Annotated in this window: 13 protein-coding genes; 3 read left to right on the plus strand and 10 right to left on the minus strand. The window is 66.1% G+C overall.

All coding sequences use genetic code 11. The features are described 5' to 3' along the window. Positions 1–184: 184 nt before the first annotated feature. From mrdA to ACI2KK_RS25550, 3 genes are all read right to left on the minus strand, one after another. Positions 185–2,077, minus strand: a complete 1,893-nt coding sequence (mrdA, locus tag ACI2KK_RS25540) for a penicillin-binding protein 2 (RefSeq protein ID WP_217843158.1) — start codon at positions 2,075–2,077, stop codon at positions 185–187. A gap of 257 nt (positions 2,078–2,334) precedes the next feature. Further along, the gene (locus ACI2KK_RS25545; RefSeq protein WP_404671145.1) at positions 2,335–3,282 is read right to left on the minus strand and encodes an endonuclease; all 948 of its coding nucleotides are present in this window, start codon (positions 3,280–3,282) and stop codon (positions 2,335–2,337) included. 288 nt (positions 3,283–3,570) lie between these two features. Continuing rightward, positions 3,571–4,395 carry an aldo/keto reductase gene (locus ACI2KK_RS25550; protein WP_404671146.1) on the minus strand — a complete coding sequence of 275 codons (825 nt, stop codon included), beginning with the start codon at positions 4,393–4,395 and terminating at the stop codon, positions 3,571–3,573. Positions 4,396–4,606: 211 nt separating this feature from the next. On the opposite strand from ACI2KK_RS25550, the gene ACI2KK_RS25555 reads away from it, so the two are divergent. Continuing rightward, a complete protein-coding gene (locus ACI2KK_RS25555; protein WP_404671147.1) occupies positions 4,607–5,485 on the plus strand; it encodes a DMT family transporter in 879 nt (292 codons plus the stop codon). Between the two features lie 180 nt (positions 5,486–5,665). Here the strand turns inward: ACI2KK_RS25555 and ACI2KK_RS25560 are convergent, their stop codons facing one another. The 5 genes from ACI2KK_RS25560 to ribBA form a co-directional block, all read right to left on the minus strand. Next, positions 5,666–6,814, minus strand: a complete 1,149-nt coding sequence (locus ACI2KK_RS25560; protein ID WP_217885439.1) for an ABC transporter ATP-binding protein — start codon at positions 6,812–6,814, stop codon at positions 5,666–5,668. A 17-nt stretch (positions 6,815–6,831) separates the two neighbouring features. Next, positions 6,832–7,638 (minus strand): ABC transporter permease, encoded by an 807-nt coding sequence (locus ACI2KK_RS25565; protein WP_217843163.1) that lies wholly within the window; start codon positions 7,636–7,638, stop codon positions 6,832–6,834. Between the two features lie 6 nt (positions 7,639–7,644). Further along, positions 7,645–8,562 (minus strand): ABC transporter permease, encoded by a 918-nt coding sequence (locus tag ACI2KK_RS25570; RefSeq protein WP_217843164.1) that lies wholly within the window; start codon positions 8,560–8,562, stop codon positions 7,645–7,647. After that, the gene (locus ACI2KK_RS25575) at positions 8,559–9,584 is read right to left on the minus strand and encodes an ABC transporter substrate-binding protein (RefSeq protein WP_404671148.1); all 1,026 of its coding nucleotides are present in this window, start codon (positions 9,582–9,584) and stop codon (positions 8,559–8,561) included. Before ACI2KK_RS25575 ends, ACI2KK_RS25570 begins: the two co-directional genes overlap by 4 nt. Before the next feature lie 366 nt (positions 9,585–9,950). Continuing rightward, positions 9,951–11,072: a bifunctional 3,4-dihydroxy-2-butanone-4-phosphate synthase/GTP cyclohydrolase II gene (gene ribBA / locus ACI2KK_RS25580; protein WP_217843166.1), complete on the minus strand. Its 1,122-nt coding sequence runs from the start codon at positions 11,070–11,072 to the stop codon at positions 9,951–9,953. Positions 11,073–11,150: 78 nt separating this feature from the next. On the opposite strand from ribBA, the gene ACI2KK_RS25585 reads away from it, so the two are divergent. Continuing rightward, entirely contained in the window at positions 11,151–11,444 is a 294-nt protein-coding gene (locus ACI2KK_RS25585) for a DUF1330 domain-containing protein (RefSeq protein ID WP_217843167.1), read from the plus strand. 137 nt (positions 11,445–11,581) lie between these two features. Here ACI2KK_RS25585 and ACI2KK_RS25590 read toward each other — a convergent pair whose 3' ends face one another. Both ACI2KK_RS25590 and ACI2KK_RS25595 read right to left on the minus strand, forming a co-directional pair. Then, positions 11,582–12,571: a TerC family protein gene (locus ACI2KK_RS25590; RefSeq protein ID WP_404671149.1), complete on the minus strand. Its 990-nt coding sequence runs from the start codon at positions 12,569–12,571 to the stop codon at positions 11,582–11,584. A gap of 326 nt (positions 12,572–12,897) precedes the next feature. Further along, positions 12,898–14,205 carry a substrate-binding domain-containing protein gene (locus tag ACI2KK_RS25595; protein WP_404671150.1) on the minus strand — a complete coding sequence of 436 codons (1,308 nt, stop codon included), beginning with the start codon at positions 14,203–14,205 and terminating at the stop codon, positions 12,898–12,900. Positions 14,206–14,459: 254 nt separating this feature from the next. On the opposite strand from ACI2KK_RS25595, the gene mnxG reads away from it, so the two are divergent. Then, entirely contained in the window at positions 14,460–20,303 is a 5,844-nt protein-coding gene (gene mnxG, locus ACI2KK_RS25600) for a manganese-oxidizing multicopper oxidase MnxG (protein WP_404671151.1), read from the plus strand. Positions 20,304–20,442: the final 139 nt, after the last annotated feature.

A 20,442-nucleotide genomic window follows, 5' to 3' on the forward strand; every position in this document is an offset into this window, starting at 1 on the left:
GTAGGGGGCCGGATGATGGGAGCAGGGCGGCTTTGGTTACTTTGGCCGCGACCAAAGTAACCCGCCGTAAGGGCGGAAAGGTGACGAAAAGCGCTAATCGTCAATGAATGCGCATACATCTCTCAAAGCAATCACTATAAACCCCGAACCCGAACCCGAACCCGAACCCGAACCCGAACCCAAATCAGCCATGCGGCGCAGCCGCCCCCCCCAAATTCCCAGCATATTGCGCCTTCAAATGCCCCTGCTCATCCAGCAGGTAAGCATCCATCACCTCCCGAACCACAGGCCCCGCAACCCGCCCCCCGGCCTCGCCGTTCTCGATCATCACCGCCACCACCAGCGCCGGATGGTCAGCCGGCGCAAAGCCGACGAACAACGCGTTGTCACGGTGGCGCTCAAGGGTCTTGTTGCGGTCATAACGCTCACCCTGCTTGATCGCCACCACCTGCGCCGTACCGCTCTTGCCGGCAATGCGGTACTGGGCCCCGGCCGCCGAAGCCCGGGCAATGCCGCGCGGGTCGTGCATGACCATCTGCATGCCCTGGCTGACCTGGTCCCAGGCACGCTTGTCATGCAGCACGATGTCCGGCATCGGGTTCGGGTCCACGGGCTTGTCGCCACCGATGGTCATCGCCAGGTGCGGGCGGTGCCAGGCGCCCTTGCTCGCCAGCAGGCTGGTGGCCTGGGCCAGTTGCAGCGGGGTCACCTGCATGTAGCCTTGGCCAATACCAAGGATCAGCGTCTCGCCCGGGAACCACGCCTGGCGGCGGGTGGCGCGTTTCCAGGCCTGCGACGGCATCAGGCCGGCGGCCTCCTCGAACATGTCCAGCGACACCTTCTGCCCCAAACCGAACTCGCTCATGTAGTCGTGCAGGCGGTCAATGCCCAGCTTGTGCGCCAGGTCGTAGAAGTAGGTGTCGTTGGAACGCATGATGGCGGTGTACATGTCCACCCAGCCATCACCCGAACGGTTCCAGTTGCGGTACTTGTGGTCGTAGTTGGGCAACTCGTAGTAGCCAGGGTCGAACACCCGGTTGGCAGGGGTGATCACGCCACTGTCCAGGCCGGCGATGGCTACCTCGGGCTTGACCGTCGAGCCCGGTGCGTACAGACCGCGCAGCACGCGGTTGAATAGCGGCCGGTCGATGGAGTCGCGTAGCGCCGCGTATTGCTTGAAGCTGATGCCCTTGACGAACAGGTTGGGGTCGAAGCTGGGGTTACTGACCATCGCCAGTACATCGCCGTTGGCCGGGTCCAGCACCACCACGGCGCCGCGCCGGTCACCCAGGGCTTTTTCGGCGGCCTGCTGCAGGTGGGCATCCAGGCTCAGCACGATATCCTTGCCCGGCACCGGGTCGTGGTGGCGCAGCACACGCATCACCCGGCCCTGGGCGTTGGTCTCGACCTCTTCGTAACCCACATGGCCGTGCAGCTGGTCTTCGTAAAAACGCTCGATGCCGGTCTTGCCGATCGACTGGGTGCCACGGTATTCGGTGCTGTCGAGGGCCTTGGCTTCCTTCTCGTTGATGCGCCCCACGTAACCCACCGAATGGGCGAAGTGCTCGGCCAGGGGGTATTCGCGAATGAACTGCGGCTCTACTTCCAACCCCGGCAGGCGGAACTGGTTCACCGCAATCAGGGCGATCTGCTCCTCGCTCAGACCGACCATCAAGGTGACCGGCTCGAACGGCTTGCGGCCGCGGCGCAGGTCCTTGTCGAACTGGTGGCGATCGTCTTCGGGCAGGCTGAGGATCTGCGCCAGGCTGTCCAGCACCTTGGCCGAGTCGCCGGCACGTTCGCGGGTCATGGTCAGGTTGAAGCTGGGCTTGTTGTCGGCCAGCACCACGCCGTTGCGGTCGTAGATCAGCCCGCGCTCGGGGGGGATGGGCAGCACGTGCACGCGGTTGTTTTCCGATACCGCGCTCTGCTGGTCATGCTGCAGCACCTGCAGCACGTACAGCCGACCGATCAGCACCGCCACCAGGCTCAGCACCAGCACGGCGCAGGCCAGCAGCCGGCGGTTGACCAGGCTCTTTTCTGTTTCGTGGTCCTTGAGGGGGATGGGTTGGGGCATCGGCGGCTCGGCGGGGTTAGGTGTGGCAGCGGGCCCACCCCACGACCCGACGCCGGCCAGGCTGCGGGTTGACGCTTGAAGGCGCAATCGTGGGGCAAGCCCGCTCCCACGAAGCTGGCAAGGGCCGGGGATGCTACGCAAGCCCCGGCCATGGCTCAAGCTGCAGCGCCCGGGCGCCGCCGGCGAGGGCGCCTTGGGGCCCGGTATCAGGGCGTTGCGGCCAAGATGAAGATTCGTTCATCCAGGCCGTCAGGCAGTTACTTGCAGTTGCCGGCCTTGCGATAACCCGCTGCCTGCGCCTCAGCCTCAGAGGTGAAGGCGACCTGGTTTTTCGGCGACACCTGGGTATAGCCCGGGCAGCCGCTGGCCAGGTGGTAGACCTGGCTGTTGCGGTTGCCCAGCACCGCGCCGTGGGAGGTGCTGGCGGTGGGTGCGGGCTTGCTGGCTGCGCTGTTGCTGGCAATGGTGCTGCCGGCCGGTTTGTAACCTGGGGTCCAGCTGCGCTCGCCGGTGACGAACGGGTTGTGGTGGCCCATGACCGCAGCGATGCGGCGGTCGCGCTCCTGCTCCCAGGCGCTGACCGGGTACTGCTTGTTCCAGGCCATCAACAGCTGTTGCTGCTGGCGCGACATGCTCAACTGGTAGCGGTCGTACATATAGAAGGTGGTGCGTGCCACCAGGCCCTTGACTGCATCGCGGGGCTCGGCGGATTTCTGCACGAAATCGACTTTGGTCGGGCACTGGCCGTATTGCGGGGCGACGCCGCTGACCATGGCGTAGTTGAAGTTGCTGCGGTCACCATTCACCTCGCCCACGGCGGGGTAGAGGTTGAACAGGTCGGCTTCCATGGCGCGGAACACCGGGTCCTTGTCGACGCAGGCCTCGCGGCCGCCGTTCTGCCAGCACTGGCGCTGGTGGCCGAAGGTCCAGGCCGGGACGATGTGTTCCCACTCGGTGCGGTCGGCGCGGGTCTGCTGCTTGCGCGCCTCCAGGCCGCAGGAACCGGGGTCGATGCGCCCGCCGGACTTGCCCACCCAGGTCCATTTGCAACCGCAGTACAGGTCGCCCTGGGCGCTGCTGGCCTGGTCGAGGTAGATCTTCTGCTTGGCGACAACCTTGGCTTCGGTGAAGGTCGCAGGCGGGGTGGCGAAGGCGGGGGGCAGCAGGCTGAGGAACAGGGTGGCGGCGTACAGCAGTCTTTTCATGGGGCGTCTATCAGCGTCAGAAAAAGGCGCGATTATACGCAGGAAAATTCGGCTGTCGCGGGCGTAGTAGAGGGGCTGGAATGCTGGCGCAGGGTGCCATCACCTTGCACCGGAACTGTAGGAGCCGGCTTGCCGGCGATGAGGCCACCCCTGCGAACAGATATTGCCTGGCCGGACGCCATCGCCGGCAAGCCGGCTCCTACAGGTACAGCGCTGGCCTTAAGCCCATGCAATCCCTGTGGGGGCGGTTTCAGTCAGGCCCATCGCCGGTGAGGGGCGTATTCGGCCTCAGGCTTGCCAGTCCGGCGCGAACTCGGGGCTTACCACGCGCCGGTTCTTCGGCAATGCGGCCATGGCCGCGCGGTCCTGTTCATCCAGGCGCAGCTCCAGCGCCGCCAGGTTGGCCAACTGGTTGGCGCGGCTGCTGGCCTTGGGGATCACCGCCACGCCGGGCTGCTGCAGCAACCAGGCCAGCGCCACCTGGGTAGGCAATACACCGTGTTTTTCGGCAATTGCGCGCACTGCCGGCTGTTCGGCCACTTCGCCGCGGGCCAAAGGCGTGTAGGCGGTGAAGGCCAGGTCGTGCTGGCGGGCGAACGCCAGCAACGGGCTTTGGTCCAGTAGTGCGTGGTACTCCACCTGAATCGCCGCCAACGGCGCGCCCAGTTGTTCCACCACCTGGCGCAGCAAGCCCAGCGGGAAGTTGGCAACGCCGATGCAGCGCGCCTTGCCCTCGTCGCGCAATTGCACCAGGGTCTCGATGCTGCGGGCCAGGTCCCAGTCGCGGGCCGGCCAGTGGATGTGGAACAGGTCGACCTGCTCGGTGCCCAGGGCGCGCAGGCTGTCTTCCAGCGACTGGCGCATGGCCTGGGGCTCAAGGCGGTCCCACCACACCTTGGTGGTCAGGTGGATGGCTTCGCGCGGCACGCTGCTGTCGCGCAGGGCCTGGCCGACAGCGGCTTCGTTGGCATAGGCGGTGGCGGTGTCGATGTGCCGGTAACCCAGCTCCAGCGCCTGGTGCACGGCGCGGGTGCAGTCGGCGCCGGTCATTGGCCAGGTGCCCAGGCCGATGGCGGGCAGGTCGAGGCCGTGGCGGTTGGTGAGCCTGTGCATGGGTACTCCTTGTACGGGTCGAAAGGTGGGCGCACATCATCGGCTATCGGCCGCTGGCTGGCTGCCCGGCGCAGGGGAAAGTGGTCGATCAGCGAACAAAATGTACCGGGTGGTGCAACGCAGTGGGTGCGCCTGATGTTCAGGTCGTCCGATCTCTTCTAGAATCCGCCCATGCCCGGGCGCCATGCCGGGGCCATCGCCCGAGGGCCCCATGAGTTCCAGTACCCCGCTGTCCGGAGTCAACCAGCCGCTGCGCGGTATCGTCCTGGTGGTGGTGGCCACCTTCCTGTTCGCCAGCCACGACGGCTTGTCGAAGTACCTGGGCGGCATCTACCCGATCATCATGGTGGTGTGGGCCCGCTACGTGGTGCACACGCTGCTGATGGCCGGCATCTTCCTGCCCAAGGCGGGCCTGGCGGTACTGCGTACCCGGCGCCCGGTGTTGCAGACCTTGCGCGCCCTGAGCCTGCTCAGCACCAGCCTGCTGTTTACCGCCGGCCTGCAATACCTGCCCTTGGCCGAGGCGACCTCGGTCAACTTCCTGGCCCCGGTGCTGGTGACCGCACTGTCGGTGCCGCTGCTCAAGGAGCACGTCACGTTGGGCCAGTGGGTGGCGGTGGTGCTGGGCTTTATCGGTGTGCTGGTGGTGGTGCACCCGGGCGGGGCGATGTTCACTCCGGCCATTCTGTTCCCGTTCGGCTCGGCCATGGGCTTTTGCTTCTACCAGCTGCTGACGCGCAAGCTGGCGGCCCACGACAGCCCGACCACCAGCAACTTCTACGCAGGCCTGTGCAACACCCTGGTGATGACCGCGCTGGTGCCGTTCTTCTGGCAGGTGCCGCAATGGCCGCATGTGCTGTTGATGCTGGGGCTGGGGGGCTGCGGGATGACCGCGCACCTGCTGCTGACCCAGGCCTTCCGGCATGCCGCGCCAGCGCTGCTGGCGCCGTTCAGCTACTGCCAGATCGTGTTTGCCGGGTTGCTCGGGTTGGTGGTGTTCGGCCAGGTGCCGGATGGGGTGAGCCTGGTGGGTATTGCGATCATCTGCCTGAGCGGGCTGGGGGCGGCGTGGATGCAGCGTAAGGGGTAGGGCCAGGCACCTGTTTGGGGGCAACTGTGTTGCGCTGCCTGTACCGGCCTCATCGCCGGCAAGCCGGCTCCTACAGGTAGGGCGCCGGCCTGAAGCTGATGCGATCCCTGTAGGAGCCGGCTTGCCGGCGATAGCGCCCGATCAGGCGACATCGCAATAGCAGGCTCCTGCAAGGTTTTGTCAGTGCGCCCCGGCCGCCTTGCTCAAATCGCTTTCGGCCCACTCGGTGTAGATGCAGGCATCGGCCACCGCCCAGCGCACTTTCACCTGATCACCCGGCTGCATCGGCATGCCGGCGGCCGACAGTGCCTTGACCGTCAGCTCGGTACCGCCTTGGGTGACCACGTGGCAGGTCTGGCTTTCGCCGAGGAACAACACCTCGCCAACGGTGGCGGTGACTTCGTTCCAGCCCGCTGGCAGGGTGTCGCGGGCGGCTTGCTCGGCGGTCAGCGCCAGGGCCTTTTCCGGGCGCACCATGATCAGCGCCTCCTGCTCGGCGGCCAGGCCCGGGGTCAGGCGAATGGCCACCGGCTGGCCTTCGAAGCTGCCGGCACCGTTGCTGCTGGCCTTGATGCGCAAGAAGTTCGAGTTGCCCAGGAACGAGGCGACGAAGGCATTTGGCGGGTTCTGGTAGAGGTCGTAGCCGGTGCCCAGGCCGACGATCTTGCCGTGGCTGAAAATCGCGATGCGCTGCGACAGGCGCATGGCTTCTTCCTGGTCGTGGGTCACGTAGACGATGGTGATGCCCAGCCGGCGGTGCAGCTGGCGCAGCTCGTCCTGCAGGTCTTCACGCAGCTTTTTGTCCAGCGCGCCGAGGGGTTCGTCCATCAGCAGGATGCGCGGCTCGTACACCAGCGCCCGGGCAATCGCCACGCGCTGCTGCTGGCCGCCGGACATCTGCGAGGGCTTGCGGTGGGCGAACTTTTCCAGCTGCACCAGCTTGAGCATGGCGTCCACGCGCTTGGTGGTTTCGCTGGCGCTGAGCTTGCGGATGGCCAGGGGGAAGGCGATGTTGTCGCGCACGTTCAGGTGCGGGAACAGCGAGTAGCGCTGGAACACCATGCCGATGTCGCGCTTGTGCGGCGGCACGTTCACCAGCGACTGGCCGTCTACCAGAATTTCACCGCTGCTGGGGGTTTCGAAACCGGCCAGCATCGACAGGGTGGTGGACTTGCCCGAGCCGCTGGAGCCGAGGAAGGTGAGGAATTCGCCGTCCTGGATCTCGAGGTCCAGGTTGTCCACGGCGGTGAAGTCGCCGTAGTGCTTGTTCAGGCCGCGCAGGCTGACCAGGGTCTTGTTTTGCGCGTTGTCTTTGATCACTGCACTCATTGTTGTTTTCTCCGCGCTCAGGCGTTTTCGGTGCGCCGGCGCAGGGCGGCGGCAATAATCATGACCAGCAGCGACAGGCCGATCAGCAGGGTCGAGGCCACGGCAATCACCGGGCTCAGGTCCTGGCGCAGGGTGGTCCACATTTTTACCGGCAGGGTTTGCAGGTCGGGGCTGGCCATCATCACGCTCAGCACCACCTCGTCCCACGACACCAGAAACGCGAACAGGCCGCCGGCGATCATCCCCGGGCGAATGGCCGGGAAGGTCACCTTGAAGATCGCCTGCAGGCGCGAGGCACCGCAGATCACCGCGGCATCCTCGATCGACTGGTCGAACAGCTTCAGCGAGTTGATGATCGAGATGATGGTGAAGGGCAGGGCGACGATCACGTGGCTGACCACGAAGGCGAACAGCGTGCCGGTGTAGCCCAGCTTGAGAAACAGCGCGTACACCGCCACGGCGATGATCACCAGCGGCACGATCATCGGCATGGTGAACAGCCCGTAGAGCATCTCGCGCCCCGGGAAGCGGCCACGCACCAGGGCGAAGGCGGTGGGCAGGCCCAGCAGCACGGCGGCGATGGTGGTCAGCACGGCCACCTTCAGGCTGGCCAGGGCTGCGTCCATCCACTCCGGGTTGGAGAAGAACTGGCCGTACCACTTGAAGGTCCAGCCCGGTGGCGGGAACACCAGCCACTGCGAGGAGCCGAACGACAGCAGAACGATGAACACCACCGGCAGCAGCAGGAAGGCCGCAATGACCCCGGTGGTCAGGTACAGGCCGGTGCGTAGCGGGCGACCCATGGCATTGGGGGACAGAAGCATGGCGGTTTACCTCGCGTTGCCGACCGGGGATTCCGGCTGCAGCTTCAGGTACAGGTAGAAGAGCACCAGGGTGATGACCACCAGCAGTGCCGCGGCGGCGCTGGCCAGGCCCCAGTTGAGGAACGACTGCACCTGCTGGATGATGAATTCGGGCAGCATCATGTTCTGCGCCCCGCCCAGCAGCGCCGGGGTGACGTAGTAACCCAGCGACATCACGAACACCATCAAGGCGCCCGAGAACAGCCCCGAGCGGCACAGCGGCAGGAACACCTTCCAGAAGTTGGTCCAGGGGCTGGCGCCGCAGATCGAGCCGGCCTGCAGCACCATCGGGTCGATGGCGTGCATGGTCGCCTGCAGCGGCAGCACGATGAACGGGATCATGATGTAGCTCATGCCGATCACCACGCCGGTGAGGTTGTGCACCATCTCGATGGGCGCATCGATGATGCCCATTGCCATCAACGCCTTGTTGATCACCCCCGAGCTTTGCAGCAGCACCAGCCATGAGTAGGTGCGTGCCAGCAGGCTGGTCCACATCGACAGCAGCACGATGTTCAGCAGCCAGCGGCCCCAGCCCTTGGGCACCAGGGTGATCGCCCAGGCCAGCGGGAAGCCCAGCAGCACGCTGATCAGGGTCACAAGGCCGGCCACCGAGAAGGTGTTGAACAGCACCCGGGCGTAGGCCGAGTTGGCGAACAATTGCTCGTAGTTGCCCAGCCCCGGTACCGGTTCGAGCACCCCGCGCAGCAACAGCCCGACCAGCGGGGCGAAGAAGAACAGGCCGAGAAAGAGCAGGGCCGGCAGCAGGTTGCGGCTGCCTTTCCAGCGTTGGCTCAAGGGTGGGCGACGGTCCGCCGCCCCCGGTGCGCCGGCCCCCGAAGGGGCTCCTTGCGCGTTATGCAGGGCGTTGATGGCGACTTTCATTTGACCAGCCACTCATTCCAGCGGGCGGCGATGGCCTGGCCGTTCTTCGCCCAGTAGGCGAAGTCGAGGGTGACCTGGTCGTTGGGGTAGTTGGTTGGCAGGTTGGTGGCCAGTTGCTTGTCCAGGCGCGCGACGCTGTCGGTGTTGACCGGGGCGTAGGCGGTGGCGTTGGCGAAGTCGGCCTGGCCCTGGGCGCCGCTGGCCTTGGCCAGGAACTTCATGGCCGCGTCCTTGTTCTTGGCGCCTTTGGGGATGACCAGGAAATCAGCCATGACCAGGTTCTGCTTCCAGCTCACACCCACCGGTGCGCCGTCTTGTTGCAGGGCGTACACGCGGCCGTTCCAGAACTGCCCGAGCGAGGCTTCACCGGAGGCCAGCAGTTGCTGCGACTGGGCGCCGCCGCCCCACCAGACGATGTCCTTCTTGATGGTGTCGAGTTTCTTGAAGGCGCGGTCCAGGTCCAGCGGGTAGAGCTTGTCGGGGGCTACGCCGTCGGCCAGCAGGGCCAGTTCGAGCACGCCGGGGCTGGGCCATTTGTACAGGGCGCGTTTGCCGGGGTAGGTCTTGGTGTCGAACAGCGCGGTCCAGTCGACCGGCTTGTTGGCACCGAGCTTGCCTTCGTTGTAACCGAGCACGAAGGAGAAGAAGAACGAGCCGACGCCATGGTCGGAGACGAAGCGCGGGTCGATCTTGTCGCGTTGGATCTGGCTGAAATCGAGGGGTTCGAGCAGGCCTTCGCTGGCGGCGCGCAGGGCGAAGTCGGCTTCGACGTCGACCACATCCCACTGCACGTTGCCGCTTTCGACCATGGCCTTGAGTTTGCCGTAGTCGGTGGGGCCGTCCTGGACGACCTTGATGCCGGTCTCTTTGCTGAACGGCGCGGCCCAGGAGTCTTTCTGCGCGTCCTGGGTGGTGCCACCCCAGCTGACGAAGTTCAGGCTGTCAGCGGCCTGGGTGGCCTGACAAGCCAGGGTCAGCAGGCTGGCGGACAGCACTGCGGTTACACGTTTGCTCAACAGCATGGTTACGCCCTCGTTGCTTTTGTTATTCGAGGCGGGGCTTTTGGTGCGCCCGCCAACAGTGTTCGGGGAGCAGCTATCAATGTGTGTCGCGTGGCCGTCTTGTGATTGTAGGTTCGGCCCAAGATTTCAAGGTCTACGGGATATCATATTATGGTATTCCAAACTTTTCGCAAGGGGGTGTGGGCGACCGGCCATCACTCCGTCCTCTTGCCTATTAAGTCGGAAACGGGCACGACTGCTGTAGGAGCGGCCTTGTGTCGCGAAAGGGCCGCACAGCGGCCCCGGCAATTCATGTGTCGACGCTTAAACCCTGGGGCCGCTTCGCGGCCCTTTCGCGGCACAAGGCCGCTCCTACAGGGTGCCGTGTCAGCTTTGCAGGGTGGGTTCGAACGGAATGCTCTGCACCACCTCCAGCTCATACCCGGCAAGGCCTGCGTATTTCAGCGGCGGGCCCAGGTGGCGCAGCTTGCCCACACCCAGGTCCTGCAGAATCTGCGCACCGGTACCCACTTCCGAATACACCTTCGACTGGCCGCGCTGGTAGGGGCGTACCGGCTGGGTGAGTTGCGGCACCCGCTCCAGCAGCGCTTGCGAGGACTCGTGGTTGGCCAGAATCACCACCACCCCGGCGCCTTCCTCGGCTACCTTCTGCAGCGCCGCCCACAGGGTCCAGTTGGCGGGGCCGGCGTATTCGGCGCCGACCAGGTCGCGCAGCGGGTCGATCACGTGCACCCGCACCAGGGTGGGCTGCTCGCGGCGGATGTCGCCCATCACCATGGCCATGTGCACGCCGCCTTCGATGCGGTCTTCATAGGTGACCAGGCGGAAGGTGCCGTGCACTGTGGGCAGCTCGCGCTCGCCAATGCGCTTGATGGTCTGCTCGGTGCTCAGGCGGTAGTGGATCAGGTCGGCGATGGTGCCGATCTTGATGCCGTGCTGGGCGGCGAATACTTCGAGGTCCGGGCGGCGGGCCATGGTGCCGTCGTCGTTGAGCACCTCGACGATCACCGAGGCCGGGCTGAAGCCGGCCAGGCGGGCCAGGTCGCAACCGGCTTCGGTGTGCCCGGCGCGGGTCAACACACCGCCTTCACGGGCGCGCAGGGGGAAGATGTGGCCGGGCTGCACCAGGTGCTCGGGGCGGGCGTCGGCGGCCATGGCAGCGGCCACGGTACGCGCCCGGTCGGCGGCGGAAATGCCGGTGGTGACGCCCGTGGCGGCTTCGATGGACACGGTGAAGGCGGTGCTGAACACGCTGCCGTTGCTCGGTACCATCTGCTCCAGGCCCAGGCGCTGGCAGTGCTCGTCGGTGAGGGTCAGGCAGATCAGGCCGCGCGCCTCGCGGGCCATGAAGTTGATGGCTGCGGCGTCGCAGCGTTCGGCGGCGATCAACAGGTCGCCTTCGTTTTCGCGGTCTTCGTCATCCACCAGCAGGACCATCTTGCCTTGCCGGTAGTCCTCGAGGAGTTCTTCGATGCTGTTGAATGCCATGCTGCACGCTCACGGTAGTCGGGTGGTTTTTATGGTATACCATCATACACAAATATCCCTGAAGCAGGAGTACGACCGATGAAGGCCTACTGGATCGCCCACGTGGACGTCACCGACCCCGAGCAGTACCAGCAGTACACCCAGCGCGCCCCGGCGGCGTTCGTCGCCTTTGGCGGGCGTTTTCTGGCCCGCGGCGGTCGTAGCGAGGCCATGGAAGGGCGGCCCACTCCACAGCGTAGCGTGGTGATCGAGTTCGATTCGTACGAACAGGCCGTGGCGTGCTACCGCTCCGACCTGTATCAGGAGGCGTGCAAGCACCGCCAGGGGGTGGCCAAGGCCGAGGTGATCATCGTCGAGGGCTTCCAGCCCTGATTGTTGGTATCACATATGAATCTGTAGGAGCCGGCTTGCCGGCGATGAGGCCGGGCCTGCAAACCAGGTTCATGGCCTTGTGCCGTGGCGGGTGGCCCTATCGCCGGCAAGCCGGCTCCTACAGGGGGCGTGCCGGCTCACAGGTCTGCTTTTGCCTGCCCGCGGGTGCGCAGTAACGACAGCACCACACCGCCGGCCAGCAGGCCGAACGTCACCCCCAGTGACAGCTCCGGCGGCACCTTGCCCACCAGTCCGTGCCAGAAGATCTTGCAGCCGATGAACACCAGTACCATGGCCAGCGCGTACTTGAGGTAGACGAAGCGGTGCATCAGCGCCGCCAGGGCGAAGTACAGCGAACGCAGGCCGAGGATGGCGAAGATGTTCGAGGTGTAGACGATGAACGGGTCCTGGGTGATGGCGAAGATCGCCGGCACGCTGTCCACGGCGAACACCAGGTCGGCCAGCTCGATCAGCACCAGGGCCAGGAACAGCGGGGTGGCGTAGCGCACCGCCTGGCTGGCGCCGGGCGGTGTCAGGCGCACGAAGAAGTGCGGGCCGTGCAGTTGGTCGGTGACCCGCATGTGCCGGCGCACGAAACGCAGTACCGGGTTGTTGGCCAGATCGACGTGGTTGTCGTCCTTCGAGAGCGCCATCTTGATGCCGGTAAACAGCAAAAATGCCCCGAAGATATACAGCACCCAGGCAAAGTGCTGCACCAGGGCTGCGCCCACGCCGATCATGATCGCCCGCAACACCACCACTCCGAGGATGCCCCAGAACAGCACGCGGTGCTGGTAGCGGCGGGGGATGGCGAAGAAGCTGAAGATCATCGCCATGACGAACACGTTGTCCATCGACAGCGACTGCTCGACCAGAAAACCCGTGTAGAACTCCAGCGCCGACTGCGCACCAAGCTGGTGCCAGACCCACAGGCCAAACAGTACGCCGACACTGAAGTAGCCGGCGTACAGCAACAGGCTTTCGCGCATTTCGATTTCGCGGTCCTGGCGGTGCAGCACGCCGAGGTCGAGCACCAGCAAGGCGATGACGAGGGTGATGAACACCAGCCACAACCAGGTGCTGGTACCGAGGAACGGGGTGAAGAGGAATGTGTGCAGAGCTGTCATGAGCCCCTCCTTGATTGTCGACGTTGCATGGCAACAGTGATTCCGACATGGCGGCGCTAACCGTCAGAGGGGCCCGGCATCACATGGGGGTGAGCCTAGTAGTGATTGGTCGGGAAGGGCAGCAAGGGGTGTTACATTTGATTACCGGCGTCTACAGGCTCCGTAAAAGTCTGAAAGTCATGCGGTCCCTGTAGGAGCGGCCTTGTGTCGCGATTGGGCTGCGCAGCAGCCCCGACGATATTGCAGGAGTTCAAGGTCCCAGGGCCGCTACGCGCCCCAATCGCGACACAAGGCCGCTCCTACAGGGCTCGCACGTCCAGCCGCCTTCAATACACCCACACTTCCACCCGGCGGTTCTTCAGCCGACCCTGTTCCAGGTCGTTTCCCGCCACCGGCAGCTCATCACCCATCCCCGTGACTTCCTTGACCTCGACCCCCGCCCGCGCCAGCTCGCGGCGCACGGCCATGGCCCGCAGCCGCGACAGCAGGGCGGCGCGGCCCGGGGTTTCCTTGGGGTCGCCAAAACCCACCAGCACCACCTTGCCTTGCAGCTTGCCGGCCTGGCGCAGGTAGTCACCGACCCGCTGCACATCGCGCAGGGCCTTGTTGTCGAGGCTGGCGCTGCCTTCCTGGAAGCGGAAGTTGACGCTCAGCCGGTTGGCCTCGCCGGCCAGTACCCGGTAGCGCGGTGGCATGTCGGCCTGGGCGGGTACCGGCAGTGCCTTGACCTGCTGCGAGACGAACCCCTGCTCGGCAACGATCGCCTGCCCGGCCGGGCTCTGGGCGAACTCGGCCAGGGCCCGGGCCTGGGGCCGGGCGTGGGCGGGCAGGTAGAAGAACAGCCGCCGCGACAGCGGGTAGTCCTCGCTGGCCACCAGGGCGCGGCTGGGGGGCAGGGCGGGGGCATCGCCATCCGCCACTGCCAGTACCTTGGCCCCGTGTACCGTGGCCAGGCCGCTGAAGCCAATGGCCTGGCGGTCGCCCAGCACCCGTTCGGCCAGTTCGTCGGCCGCTTCGAAGCGCCGGGTTTCGCTGAACAACTGGCGGTGCTGCGGGTCGAGCACCAGGGCCTTGAAGGTTTCGAAGGTGCCCGAGCGGTCGTCCCGGGCATACAGGTGGATGCTGCCGCCAGGCACGCCCAGTTGCTCCCAGCGCCGCACCTGGCCCGAGAACACCTGTGCCAGTTGCTCGGTGGTGAGCTGGCCCAGCGGGTTATCCGGATGGACGATCACCGCCACGCCGTCCAGGCCGATCACTTGTTCGGCGCCAGCGCCGCGCAGGTCCCCCAGCGCTTGTAGCTGCTGGGCTTCGCGGTCGTTGATTGGCCGCGAGGCTGCTGCCAGGTCGGCATCGCCGCTGGCCAGGGCACTGAAGCCTGTGCTGGAGCCGTGGGCGGCGATGTCGATGCGTACCGGCTGGTTATTGCGGCTGCGGGCGCGGACTACGGTTTCGTTGGCTGCGGCGCCCGGCACGCTCTCGATTGATGTGGCGCCCTGGGATTGCAGCAGGCCGCGCACCAGTGCGGGGGCCAGGGCGGCACCGATGGTGTTGGAGCCCTGGATGCGAAGTTGTGCGGGCTCTGCGGGGGCCAGGGTTGGCAGCAGGCAGAGTAGAAGAGGGAGCAGGCGGCGCATGCCGGGGACCTTTGGCACGGAATTTTGGCGCAGATTACGACAGTTGCGTGACGCTTGGATGACGGTGGTGGGGGTATTTTGCAGGTGTTCGCCAACACCTTGAATTACCACGAACCCCAACCCCCACCCCCGGGGAATTCCCCCCAATCTCATTCTCAATAAAATTTAACCCATTGAAATAGAACAGTTTTATGTCTGGCACGGCACTTGCTGGCCAAGACCGCAGAGTCCCAAGCGCCCCCTGGAGGTGCCCGATGACGACCACTCTGCGCAAAGGCCCCGTGTTCCCCTCACTGATCCTGGCCTTGCTTGGCTGCAACCTTGAAAGCGAAGCCGAAGCCGCCGCGCAATGCCAGCGTACCCTGACTGCCAACGTGGTCGCCCTCGACCAGCCGTTGATGTTCAACCGCCTCGGTGCACAGAACGCCAACGGCATGATCTACGCCCTGCGCCAGGACGTGGTCGACGAGCGCAACGTACCCCTTACCCGCGGCGGCGCCGCGGTGCCCGGCAAGGTCACCCTGCGCCCCGACAAGCGCCCGCGGCCTATCGTGCTGCGCCTGGCCGCCGGCGAATGCCTGACCGTCACCCTCACCAACCTGCTCGCCTATCAGGCCAACCCCAACAAGCACGGCATCCACCCCGAGCAGCCCGAAGGCGAAGAGGGCGAGGAGGGCGAAGACAACGAGCTGCCCGAAGTTGAGGGCGACGGCCACTTCATCGCCGACGAGCAGGTCAGCGACCGCCATGTCGGCTTTCAGGTCAACGGCCTGCAAGCGGTCAACAGCATCGCCGACATCTCGGCCAACACCGGGCGTAACGGCAACTTCCTGGTGGCCCCCGGCAACACCCGCAGCTACACCCTGTACGCCGAGCGCGAAGGCGCCTTCGCCGTCACCAGCCTGGGCGCCACCTTCGGCGGCGAGGGTAACGCCGGCAACGTCGCCAACGGCCTGTTCGGCCAGGTGATCGTGCTGCCCAAAGGCGGGCGCAGCTACCGCAACACCCTGGCCGAAGAAGACATGCGCCTGGCCACCACCGGCCGCACCGCCACCGGCCAGCCAGTGATCGATTACCAGGCCCGCTACCCGCAAGGCGAGCCCTGGCTCAGCGAAGGCAAGGCCGGCAAGCCGATCATCGCCATGCTCGACGGCCTGGAAATCATCAGCAGCGAAACCGACGCCATCGTCATGGGCCCCAACCCCGACGGCAGCTTCCCGCCCAGCACCTACCCACTGGAAAGCCTCGGCAAGCGCAACCCGGCACTGCCCAACCGCCTGGAGGCCTTCCGCGACTTTGCCTCGCAGTTCGCCGACGAAGTGGCCGGCACCCAGGCGTTCCCCGGCTATTGGGCCGACCCAGTCATGGGGCACGTGCTGGAGCCGACCCGCGATTCGTTCATGATCAACTACGGCTCCGGCGGCATGGGCGCGGAAGTGGTGGCCAACCGCCTGGGCGTGGGGCCGATGCACGACTGCCTGTCGTGCGCCTACGAGGAGTTCTTCCTCAGCGCCCACACCGTGGGCGACATCGGCACCCTGGTGGACGTGCCGGCCAACGTCGGCCTTGAGCGTATCCGCCCGGGCGAAGTACCGCCGGCCAGCGCCACCGGAGTCAAGGCCAGCATGGCCCTGTACCCGGCCGAGCCCGCCAACGTGCACCACAGCTACATCGGCGACTTCACCAAGTTTCGCAACACCCACAACGGCCACGAGCAGCACATCTTCCACCTGCACGGGCACCAGTGGCTGTTCAACCCCAACGACGACAACTCCGACTACATCGACGCTCAGGGCATCGGCCCGGGGGTGGGCTACACCTACGAAATCGCCAACGGCGGTTCGGGCAACCGCAACCGCGTGGCGGGCGATGCCATCTACCACTGCCACTTCTACCCGCACTTCGCCCAGGGCATGTGGGCCATGTGGCGCGTGCACGATGTGTTCGAGCCCGGCACGCGCCTGGCAGTCAGCGGCGAGGGCGAGAACGGTTTTCACGCCACCCCGTTCGCCCTGCGCAGCGGCAAGCCGGCCCCAGGCGCCCGGGCGCTGCCCGACGGCGAGATCGTCGCCGGTACGCCGATCCCGGCCATCGTGCCGCTGCCCGGCAAGGCCATGGCGCCGATGCCGGGCAAGGTCACGGTGGTGCCGAAACTCGGCGAGGCCCTGGTGGCGCAGCAAGAGGGCGATGATCACCCCGCTGAAAGCACCGCCCCCCGCGCCGTCGGCTCCCTGGCCTTGGTCGACCGCAGCGAAAGCAACCGCAACGCCGACGGCAGCCTGAAGAACCCCGGCTACCCGTTCTGGATCGGCGGCATGGAAAGCAGCGTCGGCCAGCGCCCGCCAACCCCGCCGCTGGACATGCTCGACCCGGCCCTGGCGCGCCAGTTGAAAAACAGCGGCAAGGCGCTGTGGGCCAACCTGGACGCCAACCAGGTCGACGGCTGGGACGGCGGCCTCGGCCGCCATGCGCTGGACGGTGTGTCGGCCGGTGGCGAGGCGGTGACCACCACCACCAAGCTGGACTTTTCCAAGGTGGTGCACAAGGCCAAGCCCATCTACCTGCCCGAGGAGGGCACCGAGGTCGAGCAGGCGGCCATGCAATACCACGCCAAGGCCGAACACCCAAGCTTCGCCCTGATGCCAGGCGCAAGCCCCGTGGCCAAGGCGTTCCGTACCAACGGTGCATTACCTACCGCCGGCGCGCCTTTCTACGAGCCGTGCATGGACGACCGCGGCAAGCGCCTCACCCAAGGCTCGGGCGTAGGTGAGTTCTTCAGCGGTGAGAGCCTCACCGGGCTCAACTTCCGCGGCGCCTCCACCTTCACCGCCGACCGCCCGCGCATCTACAAGGGCGCCAACATCCAGTTCGACGCGGTGTACAACAAGGTCGGCTACCACTTCCCGCAGGCGCGCATCCTCGCCCTGTGGGAGGACGCGTGGCCGGTGATCACCAAGCAGCGCCCGCCAGAGCCGCTGGTGATGCGCATGAACACCTTCGACTGCACCCAGTACGTGCACACCAACCTGATCCCCTCGTACTACGAGATGGACGACTACCAGGTGCGCACCCCCACCGACGTGATCGGCCAGCATATCCACCTGCCCAAGTGGGACCTGACCGCCGCCGACGGCTCGGCCAACGGCTGGAACTACGAAGACGGCATTCTCTCTCCCGGCAGCGTGGTCGAGCGCATTCACGCCATCCGCGCCTACAACCAGTGCAGCGAGGCTGACACTCGCAACGGCACCGCAGCCTGCCCGCAAGCCCGCCAGCACCCGTTCTTCGGCCGTTACGGGCGCGCCGACTGGCTTGGCGCGCGTACCGCCATGCAGCGCTGGTTCGCCGACCCGCTGGTCAACGTGCACAACGTCGATCGCGGCCTGGGCACCATCTTCACCCACGACCACCTCGGCCCCTCGACCCACCAGCAACTGGGCCTGTATGCCACCGTGCTGGCCGAACCCGCCGGCTCCACCTGGTACCACGCCGAAACCGGTGAGCAGCTGTACAACCCGGCCCAGCGCCAGGACGGCGGGCCGACCTCGTGGCAGGCGGTGATCCAGACCGGCGACCACAACGGTGACGGGCGCAACGACAGCTACCGCGAGTTCTTCCTCGAGTACAGCGACTTCCAGCACGCCTACGAGGCGGGCGTATACGTTGGCGCAGGCCCGGACGGGGTGCCCAACGCCCAGTCCTACCCGGCCACTGCCGACAGTTTCCGCTACGCCATCAACCCACCGGTACGCCAGAAGGCCTCCAACCTGCTCGAGTCGGTGGTCGAGTCCCGCGGCGGGCTCAACCCCGGCTGCCCGAGCCGGCCCTGCCCGCAGGCCATTTCAGTCGACGACCCCGGCATGTTCGTCGTCAACTACCGCAACGAGCCCCTGGCCCTGCGCGTGTTCGACCCGAACAAGGTCGGCCCGGACGGCAAGCGCGGCATGCAGGCCGACGGCCTGGGCGGCGATCTGGCCTACGCCATGCAAACCCGCACCGACCGCGCCATCCCGGCGATGAACCTGGCGCCCTCGGCGATCACCCAGGCAGTGGGCCCCACCGGCGGCACCACGCGCTTCCCGCCGCACATCAACAAGGGCACCGAGCCGGGCGACCCGTTCACCCCGCTGCTGCGCACCTATTCCGGCGACAACGTGCGCCTGCGGGTGCATGCCGGCGGCCATGAAGAAGAGCACAACGTCACCCTGCACGGGGTCAAGTGGCTGCAGAACGGCTCGGGCTTCGGCAACAGCTCCAACTCTGGCTGGAAGTCGTCGCAGATGGTCGGTATTTCCGAACAGCTCGGCTTCATGGCGCCGGTGTCGATGATCTCCAGCTCCGCCGCTACCAACGGCGACTACCTGTACTCGCTGGACGCCGCGCTGGAAGGCTACTGGAACGGCATCTGGGGCATCATGCGCAACTACACCGCGCAACGCGCCGACCTGTTCCCGCTGCCCAACAACCCGCAGCCGGTAGCCATGCGCAATACCGTGAACTTCGACGGCATCTGCCCCAAGACCACGGCCAATGCCAATGGCATCGGCACCCGGCCCACGGTCAAGCGCAACTATGAAATCGTCGCTGCCCTGGCCAACGACATCCTCGCCAACAACCACGGGGTGAGCATCAACGACCCGGCCGGTATCGGCCAGCACGTGGGCGCTGCGCTCAAGGCCAACGGCGGCACCCTGGTGTTCAACAGCCGCAAGGTGAGCATCCCGCTGGCCACGGTGCTCGACGAAGAAGGCGGTACCCCGTTCAGCGTCGGCGGCCACAGCTCGCCGCTGCACGACCCCACTGCGGTGCTGTACGTGCGCAAGGCCGACCTCGACATCAGCACCGGCAAGCTCAAGGCCGGGGTGCCGGTAGAGCCGCTGATGCTGCGCGCCAATGCCGGCGACTGCATCAGCATCACCCTGGAAAACCGCCTGCCGCTGATGATGCCCGACCTGCCCAGCACGGCGGTGATGCAGCACGTGGTCAAGCGTGATCGCATGGGTAGCGAGGGCTCCACCGCGTTCAACAACAACCTCATGCGCCCCTCCAGCCACGTGGGCCTGCACGCGCAGTTGCTGGCCTACGACATCACCAAATCCGATGGCGTGAACGTGGGGCTCAACCCGCTGCAAACCGTGCCCCCGCGCGTCGGCAACAGCGGCGCCTGGCCAACCCGGGTGTACCAGTACTACGCCGGCCACCTGGAGCGTGAAGGCAAGCCGGTGCTGCAACTGGGCCGCACCGTCGACAACATCGACAGCACCGCCATCGAGTTCGGCGGCCTGAACTTCACCCCGGCAGATGTCATCAAGCAGCCGCAAAAAGGCCTGGTAGGCGCCATGAGCGTGCTGCCGCAAAGCGCCACCTGGACCGAGGACAGCGCCACCCGCGCCCAGGCCACGGTGAAAGTCAGCGGCCAGCCCGACTACCGCGACTTCATCACCGTGTGGCAGCGCTCGATGAACATGCGCTGGGCTGACGGGCGCCCGGTGGAGGGCATCGCCACCGAAGGCAACGGCGTGCCAGGGGACCCGAAAGACAACGGCAACATGGCCATGAACTACCGCACCGAGCCGCTGTGGCTGCGCTTTGCCCGGGCCCCGGATGCGCCGTTCGGGCATGCCGACGGCGCAGGTTTTGCCGACGTAACCAATGCCCACATGGCCTACAGCAACGCCCTGGTGGGCGGTGACCCGCAAACCCCGGTGCTCTGGGCCAAGCCCGGCCAGCCAGTGCGCAACCACGTGCTGATGCCCAGCGGCGGTAGCCGCGGCATCACCTACCAGCTCGACGGGCACCTGTGGCCGCTGCACAGCTACCAGGCCGAGAAGAGCGATGCCGGCGGCTACCCCATGGGCCTGCCGGGCATCGGCTCGGTGCGCTTTGGCTACAACCCCATGGCCATGTACATCGGCGCCCAGGAGAGCGTGCTGCCGGCGGCGCACTTCAGCTTCATGCTGCCCAGCGCCGGTGGTGCCAACGCGGTGCCGGGGGACTACCTGTTCCGCGACTACGCCGCCTACGGCAACACCTCGGGGCTGTGGGGGCTGCTGCGGGTGACCCAGGAAACCCCGCCGAGCCAACCCCAGGGGCAGTGACTAACGCGGTCTCTTGTAGGAGCGGCCTTGTGTCGCGAAAGGGCTGCGCAGCAGCCCCGGCAATCTTTCATGCGGTCAAGATCCCGGGGCTGCTACGCAGCCCTTTCGCGACACAAGGCCGCTCCTACAGGGTTTTCAC

It is taken from the genome of Pseudomonas sp. NPDC089406 (assembly GCF_044900265.1).
In the GTDB taxonomy this organism is placed as follows: Bacteria; Pseudomonadota; Gammaproteobacteria; order Pseudomonadales; family Pseudomonadaceae; genus Aquipseudomonas; species Aquipseudomonas fakonensis.

Bases quoted from the DNA above. Each gene is read 5' to 3' on its own strand.
- ACI2KK_RS25545 (WP_404671145.1), bottom strand. From the start codon at position 3,282: ATGAAAAGACTGCTGTACGCCGCCACCCTGTTCCTCAGCCTGCTGCCC.
- ACI2KK_RS25590 (WP_404671149.1), bottom strand. From the start codon at position 12,571: ATGACAGCTCTGCACACATTCCTCTTCACCCCGTTCCTCGGTACCAGC.
- ACI2KK_RS25575 (WP_404671148.1), bottom strand. From the start codon at position 9,584: ATGCTGTTGAGCAAACGTGTAACCGCAGTGCTGTCCGCCAGCCTGCTG.
- ACI2KK_RS25560 (WP_217885439.1), bottom strand. From the start codon at position 6,814: ATGAGTGCAGTGATCAAAGACAACGCGCAAAACAAGACCCTGGTCAGC.
- ACI2KK_RS25555 (WP_404671147.1), top strand. From the start codon at position 4,607: ATGAGTTCCAGTACCCCGCTGTCCGGAGTCAACCAGCCGCTGCGCGGT.
- ACI2KK_RS25570 (WP_217843164.1), bottom strand. From the start codon at position 8,562: ATGAAAGTCGCCATCAACGCCCTGCATAACGCGCAAGGAGCCCCTTCG.
- mnxG (WP_404671151.1), top strand. From the start codon at position 14,460: ATGACGACCACTCTGCGCAAAGGCCCCGTGTTCCCCTCACTGATCCTG.
- ribBA (WP_217843166.1), bottom strand. From the start codon at position 11,072: ATGGCATTCAACAGCATCGAAGAACTCCTCGAGGACTACCGGCAAGGC.
- ACI2KK_RS25550 (WP_404671146.1), bottom strand. From the start codon at position 4,395: ATGCACAGGCTCACCAACCGCCACGGCCTCGACCTGCCCGCCATCGGC.
- ACI2KK_RS25565 (WP_217843163.1), bottom strand. From the start codon at position 7,638: ATGCTTCTGTCCCCCAATGCCATGGGTCGCCCGCTACGCACCGGCCTG.
- mrdA (WP_217843158.1), bottom strand. From the start codon at position 2,077: ATGCCCCAACCCATCCCCCTCAAGGACCACGAAACAGAAAAGAGCCTG.
- ACI2KK_RS25585 (WP_217843167.1), top strand. From the start codon at position 11,151: ATGAAGGCCTACTGGATCGCCCACGTGGACGTCACCGACCCCGAGCAG.
- ACI2KK_RS25595 (WP_404671150.1), bottom strand. From the start codon at position 14,205: ATGCGCCGCCTGCTCCCTCTTCTACTCTGCCTGCTGCCAACCCTGGCC.